The 12076-nt window shown below is 57.2% G+C and carries 6 protein-coding genes, 2 tRNA genes and 2 rRNA genes; 1 reads left to right on the top strand and 9 read right to left on the bottom strand.

Going from position 1 to position 12076, the window contains the following annotated elements; genetic code table 11:
* Positions 1-85: 85 nt before the first annotated feature.
* The 4 genes from YQ44_RS27135 to YQ44_RS27120 form a co-directional block, all read right to left on the bottom strand.
* Positions 86-2961: ribosomal RNA gene (locus YQ44_RS27135) — 23S ribosomal RNA — on the bottom strand.
* A 253-nt stretch (positions 2962-3214) separates the two neighbouring features.
* Positions 3215-3290 (bottom strand) — tRNA-Ala (locus YQ44_RS27130).
* A gap of 18 nt (positions 3291-3308) precedes the next feature.
* A tRNA-Ile gene (locus YQ44_RS27125) sits at positions 3309-3385 on the bottom strand.
* 98 nt (positions 3386-3483) lie between these two features.
* Positions 3484-5014 (bottom strand): 16S ribosomal RNA (locus YQ44_RS27120).
* The 16S and 23S rRNA genes sit together here with 2 tRNA genes alongside, the layout of an rRNA operon.
* Before the next feature lie 484 nt (positions 5015-5498).
* On the opposite strand from YQ44_RS27120, the gene YQ44_RS27115 reads away from it, so the two are divergent.
* On the top strand, positions 5499-6878 hold the full coding sequence (locus tag YQ44_RS27115; RefSeq protein WP_071326025.1) for a sodium-dependent transporter: 1380 nt from the start codon (positions 5499-5501) through the stop codon (positions 6876-6878).
* Here YQ44_RS27115 and YQ44_RS27110 read toward each other — a convergent pair whose 3' ends face one another.
* From YQ44_RS27110 to YQ44_RS27090, 5 genes are all read right to left on the bottom strand, one after another.
* A complete protein-coding gene (locus tag YQ44_RS27110) occupies positions 6879-7493 on the bottom strand; it encodes a M15 family metallopeptidase (protein WP_071326024.1) in 615 nt (204 codons plus the stop codon).
* On the bottom strand, positions 7493-8395 hold the full coding sequence (locus YQ44_RS27105; protein ID WP_071326023.1) for a LysR family transcriptional regulator: 903 nt from the start codon (positions 8393-8395) through the stop codon (positions 7493-7495). Before YQ44_RS27105 ends, YQ44_RS27110 begins: the two co-directional genes overlap by 1 nt.
* A gap of 83 nt (positions 8396-8478) precedes the next feature.
* Positions 8479-9279, bottom strand: a complete 801-nt coding sequence (locus tag YQ44_RS27100) for an N-acetylmuramoyl-L-alanine amidase (protein WP_071326022.1) — start codon at positions 9277-9279, stop codon at positions 8479-8481.
* 30 nt (positions 9280-9309) lie between these two features.
* A complete protein-coding gene (locus YQ44_RS27095; protein ID WP_071326021.1) occupies positions 9310-10248 on the bottom strand; it encodes an N-acetylglucosamine kinase in 939 nt (312 codons plus the stop codon).
* 94 nt (positions 10249-10342) lie between these two features.
* A complete protein-coding gene (locus YQ44_RS27090) occupies positions 10343-12004 on the bottom strand; it encodes a glycoside hydrolase family 10 protein (protein ID WP_071326020.1) in 1662 nt (553 codons plus the stop codon).
* Between the last annotated feature and the right edge of the window lie 72 nt (positions 12005-12076).

The raw sequence follows: 12076 nt of genomic DNA, 5'->3' as shown, positions 1-12076 counted from the left end.
TATATATTGAGGTATTACTTGGGTAATGAGTGGTATCAACAACTCACAACGTTACTTTCTTATCCTCTGTACCTGCTAAGGTTATAGGGACAAGCCGTACGGGCAATTAGTACTGGTTAGCTTAATGCATTACTGCACTTCCACACCCAGCCTATCAACGTCCTGGTCTCGAACGACCCTTCAAAGAGCTCAAGGCTCTGGGAAATCTCATCTCAAGGCAAGTTTCCCGCTTAGATGCTTTCAGCGGTTATCTCTTCCGAACTTAGCTACCCGGCAATGCCACTGGCGTGACAACCGGTACACCAGAGGTTCGTCCACTCCGGTCCTCTCGTACTAGGAGCAGCCCCCTTCAAATTTCCAACGCCCACGGCAGATAGGGACCAAACTGTCTCACGACGTTTTAAACCCAGCTCACGTACCACTTTAAATGGCGAACAGCCATACCCTTGGGACCGGCTACAGCCCCAGGATGTGATGAGCCGACATCGAGGTGCCAAACTCCCCCGTCGATATGAACTCTTGGGAGGAATCAGCCTGTTATCCCCAGAGTACCTTTTATCCGTTGAGCGATGGCCCTTCCATACAGAACCACCGGATCACTATGTCCTACTTTCGTACCTGCTCGACTTGTCAGTCTCGCAGTTAAGCACGCTTATGCCATTGCACTATCAACACGATGTCCGACCGTATCTAGCGTACCTTCGAACTCCTCCGTTACACTTTAGGAGGAGACCGCCCCAGTCAAACTGCCTACCATGCACTGTCCCCGATCCGGATAACGGACCAAGGTTAGAACCTCAAACAAACCAGGGTGGTATTTCAAGGTTGGCTCCACGAGAACTAGCGTCCCCGCTTCAAAGCCTCCCACCTATCCTACACAGATTGGTTCAAAGTCCAATGCAAAGCTACAGTAAAGGTTCATGGGGTCTTTCCGTCTAGCCGCGGGTAGATTGCATCATCACAAACATTTCAACTTCGCTGAGTCTCGGGAGGAGACAGTGTGGCCATCGTTACGCCATTCGTGCAGGTCGGAACTTACCCGACAAGGAATTTCGCTACCTTAGGACCGTTATAGTTACGGCCGCCGTTTACTGGGACTTCAATCAAGAGCTTGCACCCCATCATTTAATCTTCCAGCACCGGGCAGGCGTCACACCCTATACGTCCACTTTCGTGTTTGCAGAGTGCTGTGTTTTTATTAAACAGTCGCAGCCACCAGTTTATTGCAACCCTTTCACCCTCATGGAGTAAACCAATCAAGCTACCGGGGCGTACCTTTTCCCGAAGTTACGGTACCAATTTGCCGAGTTCCTTCTCCCGAGTTCTCTCAAGCGCCTTAGAATACTCATCTCGCCCACCTGTGTCGGTTTGCGGTACGGTCTCGTATGACTGAAGCTTAGAGGCTTTTCTTGGAACCACTTCCGATTGCTTCGTGCACAAGTGCACTCGTCTCAACCCCTTGAATTCCGCGCCCGGATTTGCCTAAGCGCCTTCTATGAGCCAAAAACCAACTATTCCAACAGTTGGACAACCTTCCGCGATCCGTCCCCCCATCGCATCATACGACGGTGCAGGAATATTAACCTGCTTCCCATCAGCTACGCATCTCTGCCTCGCCTTAGGGGCCGACTCACCCTGCTCCGATGAACGTTGAACAGGAAACCTTGGGCTTACGGCGTGGAGGCTTTTCACCCCCATTATCGCTACTCATGTCAGCATTCGCACTTCTGATACCTCCAGCATCCTTTACAAGACACCTTCGCAGGCTTACAGAACGCTCTCCTACCATATCCAATAAAGGATATCCGCAGCTTCGGTGACTGGCTTAGCCCCGTTACATCTTCCGCGCAGGACGACTCGATCAGTGAGCTATTACGCTTTCTTTAAATGATGGCTGCTTCTAAGCCAACATCCTGACTGTTTTAGCCTTCCCACTTCGTTTTCCACTTAGCCAATCTTTGGGACCTTAGCTGGCGGTCTGGGTTGTTTCCCTCTTGACGCCGGACGTTAGCACCCGACGTCTGTCTCCCAAGCTCGCACTCATCGGTATTCGGAGTTTGCAATGGTTTGGTAAGTCGCAATGACCCCCTAGCCATAACAGTGCTCTACCCCCGATGGTGATACTTGAGGCACTACCTAAATAGTTTTCGGAGAGAACCAGCTATTTCCAAGTTTGTTTAGCCTTTCACCCCTACCCACAGCTCATCCCCTAATTTTTCAACATTAGTGGGTTCGGACCTCCAGGGCGTGTTACCGCACCTTCATCCTGGCCATGAGTAGATCACTTGGTTTCGGGTCTACACCCAGCGACTGATCGCCCTATTCGGACTCGATTTCTCTACGGCTTCCCTATTCGGTTAACCTTGCCACTGAATGTAAGTCGCTGACCCATTATACAAAAGGTACGCAGTCACGGAACAAGTCCGCTCCTACTGTTTGTATGCACACGGTTTCAGGATCTATTTCACTCCCCTTCCGGGGTTCTTTTCGCCTTTCCCTCACGGTACTGGTTCACTATCGGTCGATTACGAGTATTTAGCCTTGGAGGATGGTCCCCCCATATTCAGACAGGATGTCACGTGTCCCGCCCTACTTGTCGTACGCTTAGTATCACCGGTCCGATTTCACATACGGGGCTATCACCCGCTATGGCTCCTATTTCCAGAGGATTCTGTTATCGGTCCGACTATCACGTACAGGCTCTTCCCATTTCGCTCGCCGCTACTTTGGGAATCTCGGTTGATTTCTTTTCCTGCAGCTACTTAGATGTTTCAGTTCGCCGCGTTCGCCTTGCATACCTATGTATTCAGTATGCAATACCCTAAAAGGGTGGGTTGCCCCATTCGGAAATCTGCGGATCAAAGTGTGTTTGCTCACTCCCCGCAGCTTATCGCAAGCTACTACGTCCTTCATCGCCTGTAATCGCCAAGGCATCCACCATGTGCACTTATTCGCTTGTCCCTATAACGTTAGCCTCTGATTACCTAAATAATCAAAGAGCGCTACAGGGATAAGAAAGTACAACGTTGTTGCTTGTTTGTTGATACATACAATCATTACCCATCGATTTGCTTTTTACGGCAAACCGATCAATAAATAATCTTTACTTCTTCCAGATTGTTAAAGAACGAAACAGCTTTGATCGCTAAAAGATCAAACCTAAATCCTGGTGTTGTGATCAACACTGATTTACGTTTGCGCTTTTGGTAAAACGTGGTGGAGGATGACGGGATCGAACCGACGACCCCCTGCTTGCAAAGCAGGTGCTCTCCCAGCTGAGCTAATCCCCCTGAGATTTACTACTTAACTGGTAGGGCTGGTTGGACTCGAACCAACGACCCCCGCGTTATCAACACGGTGCTCTAACCAGCTGAGCTACAGCCCCAACGCGGTGCTACTACGACTACTGTTTCTTCTCTTACTAACAGCCGATAAGTGTGAACATTTGATGCGTGAATCATTACTGATTCGTGCAAACTCTAGAAAGGAGGTGATCCAGCCGCACCTTCCGATACGGCTACCTTGTTACGACTTCACCCCAGTCACGAATCCTACCGTGGTAAGCGCCCTCCTTGCGGTTAAGCTACCTACTTCTGGTAAAACCCGCTCCCATGGTGTGACGGGCGGTGTGTACAAGACCCGGGAACGTATTCACCGCGACATGCTGATCCGCGATTACTAGCGATTCCAACTTCATGCAGTCGAGTTGCAGACTACAATCCGGACTACGATACACTTTCTGCGATTAGCTCCCCCTCGCGGGTTGGCGGCGCTCTGTATGTACCATTGTATGACGTGTGAAGCCCTACCCATAAGGGCCATGAGGACTTGACGTCATCCCCACCTTCCTCCGGTTTGTCACCGGCAGTCTCATTAGAGTGCCCTTTCGTAGCAACTAATGACAAGGGTTGCGCTCGTTGCGGGACTTAACCCAACATCTCACGACACGAGCTGACGACAGCCATGCAGCACCTGTGTACTGGTTCTCTTTCGAGCACTCCCCAATCTCTCGGGGATTCCAGCCATGTCAAGGGTAGGTAAGGTTTTTCGCGTTGCATCGAATTAATCCACATCATCCACCGCTTGTGCGGGTCCCCGTCAATTCCTTTGAGTTTTAATCTTGCGACCGTACTCCCCAGGCGGTCTACTTCACGCGTTAGCTGCGTTACCAAGTCAATTAAGACCCGACAACTAGTAGACATCGTTTAGGGCGTGGACTACCAGGGTATCTAATCCTGTTTGCTCCCCACGCTTTCGTGCATGAGCGTCAATCTTGACCCAGGGGGCTGCCTTCGCCATCGGTGTTCCTCCACATATCTACGCATTTCACTGCTACACGTGGAATTCTACCCCCCTCTGCCAGATTCTAGCCTTGCAGTCTCCAATGCAATTCCCAGGTTGAGCCCGGGGATTTCACATCAGACTTACAAAACCGCCTGCGCACGCTTTACGCCCAGTAATTCCGATTAACGCTTGCACCCTACGTATTACCGCGGCTGCTGGCACGTAGTTAGCCGGTGCTTATTCTTCAGGTACCGTCATTAGCAAAGGATATTAGCCTTCACCGTTTCTTCCCTGACAAAAGAGCTTTACAACCCGAAGGCCTTCTTCACTCACGCGGCATTGCTGGATCAGGCTTTCGCCCATTGTCCAAAATTCCCCACTGCTGCCTCCCGTAGGAGTCTGGACCGTGTCTCAGTTCCAGTGTGGCTGGTCGTCCTCTCAGACCAGCTACTGATCGATGCCTTGGTAGGCTTTTACCCTACCAACTAGCTAATCAGATATCGGCCGCTCCACGAGCATGAGGTCTTGCGATCCCCCACTTTCATCCTTAGATCGTATGCGGTATTAGCGTAACTTTCGCTACGTTATCCCCCACTCTAGGGTACGTTCCGATATATTACTCACCCGTTCGCCACTCGCCACCAGAGCAAGCTCCGTGCTGCCGTTCGACTTGCATGTGTAAGGCATGCCGCCAGCGTTCAATCTGAGCCAGGATCAAACTCTTCAGTTTAATCTCTGTTACTTTGCCATTTTATTGGCACCGTCTTGCGACGGGTCGCTCACTCAAAAAACTGACAGGCTACTTCCGAAGAAGTATCCTATTTCATTATTTCTTGTGAACATTTGATATTTTAAGTATTACGCCAATCCGAAGATCGACGCTGCACTAACATCAAATGCCCACACTTATCGACTGTTAATTGTTAAAGAACTGTATTCGGTTACTGCTTTCGCGCTATCGACAAAGCGTTGTGTTTGTCAGCTGCGAAGAAGGAAGAGTATGAAGCAATTTGCTACGTCCGTCAACTCCTTCTTTTTACTACCCAGCCCCGGAAGACTGTCCCTTTTGTGCCGCAAACTAGTGCGTCTCATTGGGGAGGCGAACTATAGCAAAGCGCCCCTGTAGAAGCAAGGCTTTTCCGGGGTATTTGCGGCCAGCTGCTACAATTTCGCCCCCTCAGCGCAAATCCGCGTCCATCCATAGAAGATTCACCATGAAACAACAAGCTCAAGGATCAGGCCTGACCCTGAAACGAGCTGGCTTTACCACTGGCTTCGGCGTACTCGCCGCCACCCTCGGTTCCGCAGTCGGTCTCGGCAATATCTGGAAGTTCCCTTACCTGACGGGTGCCAATGGCGGCGCCGGCTTCCTGCTCATCTATCTGCTCGCCACCTTGTTAGTAGGACTGCCCGTGATGATCGCGGAAATCACCCTGGGACGCCGGGCCAAGGTCAATCCGATTTCCACCATGGAACAGCTGGCGCCCAAGGGCAAGCCCTGGTGGCTGGTCGGCTTCATCGGCATGGTGGCCGCCTTCCTGATCGTCGCGTTCTATTCGGAAGTCGTGGGCTGGGTGTTTGCCTATATCGCCAAGGCCATCGATGGCTCCATCCTCAGCAGCGACAAGCTGGTGACGGAAGCGGCCTTCGCTTCGCTGATCAGCAATCCATGGCAATCGCTGCTGTGGCAATGGGGCGTGCTGTTGTTTATCGGCGGCATCCTGATGCTGGGCGTAACCAAAGGCATCGAAGCGATCGCCAAGAAGCTGATGCCGCTGCTGTTCCTGCTGCTGCTCCTGCTCTGCGCGGTCAGCCTGTCGCTCGATAAAGCCGGCGAAGGCCTGGCCTTTCTGTTCCGTCCTGATTTTTCCAAGCTGACGGCCTCCGTCGTGCTGACGGCCATGGGCCTGGCCTTCTTTAAGTTGTCCGTCGGCATGGGTACGATGATGACCTACGGCAGTTATTTCCGCGATGACCAGAATATCCCCGTCACCACCTTGCGCGTGATGGCGGCCGACCTCGGTGTATCGATGCTGGCTGGCATCGCCATCTTCCCCGCCGTGTTCACGTTTGGTTTCGCCCCCAGCGCGGGACCGTCGCTGGTGTTCATCACGATCCCGGCCGTGTTTTCGCAAATCCCCATAGGGCAAGTCCTGATGGTGGTGTTTTTCATCCTGGCCGCCGTGGCCGCCACGGGGGCGATGCTGTCGCTGATGGAAGTGCCAGTGGTGATTTTCCATGAGCGTTTCGGCTGGACGCGTACCAAAGCCACCATCGTGACCATGCTGCTGCTGGCCGTGCTCGGCTCCGTGTGCGCCTTGAGTAACAGCACGCTGGCGGATTTCAAGCTGTTTCACTTGAATATGTTTGATCTGTTCGACTTTGTCTCGTCAAATATCTTCCTGCCCGTGGGCGGCATCGCCATCGCCTTGTTTACAGGCTGGGCCTGGGGCAAGCAGAACTTCATTGAGGCGATCGGCAATCACGGCCAGTTGCAAAATAAAACCCTGGCGCATGTGCTGCTGTTCCTGCTGCGCTTTGTCTCGCCCGTGCTGATCCTGATCGTGATGCTGAAGGGATTAAAGGTCTTTTAATCAGAGCACCCGGGTGTAGGTCTGGCGCACCAGCACCCGGTCACCGCAATCGAAATGCCACCATTCGCTGTTGATGCCGAAAAAGCCCGCCTGGAACATGGCGTCACGCAACAGGCGGCGATGTTCCACATGTTCCACCGTAATTTCCCCCTGTTCCAGCAAGGCCAGCTCCAGTGCCGGGTGCGAGCGCTCACTCAGGTCGTCAAACCCCGTCCCCATATCGAGTTCCTGGCCGTCCGGCCCGACGATGGTGAGGTCGAGCGCCATGCCGAACGAGTGGATCGAGCCGCGCGACGGTTCGGCGATATAGCCGAGCAACTCCGTTCCCTGCAACGCATCCCACAATTGCTGCTGTACCCGTTGCGGGCGCAGGGCGTCGAGCACCAGCAGGTGATGGTCAGGCCGCCGCTCGGCCAGCCAGGTCACGGCTTTTTCCAGGGCGGCGGCGGCGGCGCGGTGCAACCAGGCACAATCGATGGGGCTGTATAAATCGCGGCCGACGAAATTGTCGGGCGTGGCATAACGCAAATCGACGGCAATGCCGGCGATGCTGCTCAGGTGGCGAAATTGCGGATCGCTGCCCACCTCTTCCAATTGCAAACTTGCAACAGACATCAGACTCCTCTTTCCAGGCAGTTACGCGCGGCCACGCCGATGCTGTCGGCCAGGCGCCGCGCGCCATGCGACAGCGGCGAGTGGCTCGCCGTCAATAAATACAGTTGTATGGGGATGGCTGGCGCCCAGGGCCGGCGCTGCAGCCGTTCGGGCGAACCGGACGCTGCCGTAAACGGGTCAACCACCGCCATGCCGGCACCCGCTTCCACCAGGGAACGGGCGATTTGATAGGTCTGCACCACGGTGGAAAAGACGGGGTGGATATCCTGCGCCTCGCACGCGGCGACCACCAGTTCGCCCAGCGGATCGTTGTCGGCATGGCCGATCAGCTCGCCGCTGAGGCCATGCGCCGTCAGCGGCGTGCCGCAATCGGCCGCATGCCAAGTGCCCGCGGAAGCGATGACCGTCATGACGCCGTGCGCGAGCGGTTCGGCCACGATGCCCGGATGGCGCGGGTCTTGCAACGATACGGCCAGGTCCGCCTCACCCAGGCGCAGGGTATTGACGATCTCACCCGTGTGGTGGGTGGCCAGCTGGCAACGCGTGTGGGGAAAGTCCCGCCGCCACTCGGTCATGGCGAACGGCAAAACACTGATGGCGATCGTCGGCGTGGACACCAGGCGGATGGTTTCCACCGCATGGCCCTTCAGGCTGGCCGCCAGGCGGCGGATGCCCAATAAATCACGGTTGAGCTTTTCCGTCTCGACAAACAAGCGGTGCGCCTCGGGCTTCGGGTACAGCTTGCCCCGCACGCGCTCGAACAGCGGCATGCCCAGTTGCAACTCGCAATGCTGCAAGACCTTGGTCACGGCCGGTTGCGAGATATGCAGCACCTGGGCGGCGCCGCTGATGGTGCCAACTTGCATGATGGCGTGAAACACTTCGATATGACGCAGCCGCATGAGCTATTCCTTTACCGTGCTTTGACCGTCGAGGCCGTAAGAGTTCAGCATATAAGAAAAAGTCATGGGCTGGAACGGCCGTGCTACTTTGCTACAACAGCGGGTGCCGGCGTCGTCAGCACTTCCAGCAGGGCCGCCGTTTCGCCATCCGGCGTGCCATCGAACAACTTATTGCGGTATTTCATCTGGAAGGCGATCAGCACATTGCGCGTCGCTTCGTCGAACACGCCCGTGTTTGGCGTCGCATAGCCATGCTGGGCCAGCTTTTTCTGGAACCAGACGGCATCCGGCACTTGCTGATCAAAAATGATGCGCTGCGCGGCCACGCGGTTGGCGTCGGGCCAGACGATCAGGCCCGCATCGGCCAGCTGGCGCCATGGGAACAGCGGACCCGGGTCCTGCTTGCGCTGCGGCGCGATTTCGTTGTGGCCCAGGATGTTTTCCGGTGCGATGTTGTAGCGCGCCTGTATATCCTTCAGCAACGGGATCAGCTCGTCGATCTGCGCCTGCGGGAATGGATACCAGAGGCGGCCTTCCGGCGTGTCCTTGTAGCCAGGGTTGACGATCTCGATGCCGATCGAGCTGACATTCAACTGTGTATACGTCTTCCAGTTACTCACACCGGCGTGATTGGCCTGGCGCGATTCGTCGACCAGCACGTAAAACTTCGGCTTGTCCGTATCGGTCAGCAAATAATGGCTGCTGACCACTTGTTCCGTGAGGATCTTGATCGAACGGGGCAGGTCGCTGACCGTGTAATGGATGACGATGAATTTCACGCGCGGGCTCTGGCTGCGCGCGTTCAAGCTATGGTCGAGGTGCGGCGCGGGCGTGGTACACGCGGAGAGCAGGGCCACCAGCATGGCGAGGGCGATTTTTTTCATGAAAGATCCGTGATCGGGTTAATAAAATGTTCAGTCTTTGCCGGCCGCCAGGCTGGCCGCCTGCCTGGCCGCGGCGTCATGCGGACGGGCAATTCTTTGTTCCATCTGCAACGATACCGGCAATGCGGCGCGCATGGCTGCCGCCATCGCCGGGTGCAACTGCGCCGCGCGGCCCGCCAGCACCACGGGACGCGGACCATGGCGCGCCACCAGGGCCAGGGCCAGGCGCGCCAATTCCTGCCCCGCGCGCTGCAAGATGTCCAGCGCCAGCGGGTCGTTTTCGGCACTGGCGGCGACGGCCAGCGCCAGCCGGCCGATGGTACCCCGATCCTGGCCATACATGAAGGCGCGCGACAGCGACCAGTCGCTGCCGCCCACATGCGCAAACACGGCCTCGGCCATGGGCGATGCCTGCCAGCTGCCGGGCGCCTCGTCTTCGCGGCGCCAGATCTGGCGCAAGGCTTCGCGGGCGATCCAGTAACCGCCGCCGCCATCGTCGAGCAGCACGCCGCGCCCGCCCGCGCGGTGAAACACGCCATCCGTATCGATCCAGGCAGCAATCGACCCCGTGCCCGCGTAGACCAGGTAACCCTGGCCCGGCGCAAAACTGTCGCGATATGCGATTTCAATATCATTGCACAAGCGGACGTCCGTAACGTCGAGCGCCAGCAAACCGGCCAGCGCTTGCGCCAGCACAACATCGTCGCCGCCAAAGCCCGTCAATCCGGCCACCACGGCGCGCGGCTGGCCGACAGCCAGCACGGCCTGGCACAATTGCGCAAATGTGGCGTGCACGGCCGCGCGGCCCGCATCGCTGCTCATTTGCAAGGCAGACAAGCCGTCCACGGCGCCGTCGGCCACGATGGCGCCGTCCGCGCCGGCCAGGGCCCAGCGCGTCTGCGTGCCGCCCGCGTCGATGCCCAGGCCGAGCACGGCAGCGCCATTATTGACTGTAGGGAAGGAAATCATGGCATGAGTGTAAAGCCAAGCGCATCCGGCAGGCATGAAAGCTTGCGCATGTTTCATGCCTGCAGGTTATGGACTGCCGGTGACGCGGAAAAAGCTACTTGGCAGGGGTCGTAAACGGGGCGCGCACGGTGACGCGCGCGCTTTCATTGCCGAGGCGGTCCACGGCGCTGACCACCACCGCATTGACTTTACCGATGGCATCGTCAACCAGGGTCAGTTCGCCTTGCACGCCCGTGACCACGGTAAAGCGCCAGTCTTCGCCGTAGCGGGCCCAGACCGCATACTGGGCCACGGGCTTGCCGCCGCCTGCCGTCAATTTGATGTTCAGGCTGGTGGAATCGCGGCGCAAGGCCAGCTGCGGCGTGCCGGGCGCTTCCTTGCCCAGCCATGGCGTGGCGGGAACCAGGGCCGGACTTTGATACACGGTGGCCTTGAGTTGCTCGCTGACACCCTTGCGGTTCTGCATCAATGGCACCATGCTGAAATGCACTTGCCCGTTCGCGCCGGGGCGCGTGCGCGTCACTTCGACCTGCTTGATGATCTCTTGCGGCGTGAAGGACTTGGCGGAATTGTCGATGCGACTCGTATACAAGCCCGGCCACACATGGCGGCCATACGGATTTTGCGCCAGCCAGTAGTCGAGCAGCACGCCAAACGCCTGCGGCGCCTGCGCCACGGGCCAGTACAGCTGCGGCGACAGGTAGTCGAGCCAGCCCTTGGCCAGCCACAGTTCCGCATCCGCATACAATTTGTCGTACTGGCTGAAGCCGACGATGCCGGCAGGGCGGCGGTCCGGACGGCCGATGCCGAACGGGCTAATGCCGAAGCGCACCCAGCTCTTTTCGCGGTGGATGCCTGTGTATAACGCCTCGATCAGCTGGTTGACGTTCTGGCGGCGCCAGGAAGGGCGGTCCAGCTGGCCGCCGGCCAGCAGATATTGCTGCCAGGAAGGCTCATCGGGAAATGGCAGTTCGCGCTTGGCGCCGCCATTGCCCGCGTCCAGCGCGGCCGTTTCGGCGCCGGCGCCGGCGCCGGGCGCGTCGATCGGATACGGATAAAAGTAATCGTCGATGTGCACGCCATCGATATCGTAGCGGCGCACCACGTCCAGCACCACGTCCGTCGTGTGCTTCGAAGCGGCGGCGTCACCCGGGTCCATCCACAGGTAGCGGCCGTATTGCTTGACGGACGCCGGATTGGTCGAGGCAAAACTGTCGCGCGCCAGCGGCGATTTGGCCGTCGCGTGACGGGCCCGGTAGGGATTGAACCAGGCATGCAATTCCAGTCCGCGCGCATGCGCCTGGGCCACCCAGAAGGCCAGCGGGTCATACAGGGGCAATGGTGGCTGGCCTTGCTTGCCAGTCAGGTATTCCGACCATGGCTCCAGCTGCGACGGGTAAATCGTGTCGGCGCTGGGGCGTACCTGCAGCACAATCGCGTTCAAATTCAAGGACTTGGCACGGTCGAGGATAGCGATGGCCTCGGCTTGCTGCTTGGCTACTGGCAAGTTGTTGCGGCTAGGCCAGTCGATATTGGCGACCGTCGAGACCCAGGCGGCGCGAAATTCGCGCGGCGCCGGCGGCGGCACTTCGCCCGTGATGTGCTGCACGGGCGGCACGGCGGGCAAGCCCGCTTCGCCCGGCGTCACTGCGGATGGCATCCTGGTGCTGGTACAACTGCTGAGCAAAGTGGCGGCGGCCAGCGCGGCCAGCACGCCGGCCGTGACGCCCAGGCGTTTTTTCAAAGTAGACAACAAAACAATTCCTTGCAGTGGTGGAGCGCAGGTCTATCGGTGCGGGCATTTTACTGTGCGCCCGCATTCCCTGCG

Origin of the sequence: Janthinobacterium sp. 1_2014MBL_MicDiv (assembly GCF_001865675.1) — a bacterium.
Taxonomy (GTDB): Bacteria; Pseudomonadota; Gammaproteobacteria; order Burkholderiales; family Burkholderiaceae_D; genus Janthinobacterium.
Note: the sequence above shows the minus strand (reverse complement) of the source record. Positions and strands in the feature narration are given on the sequence as shown.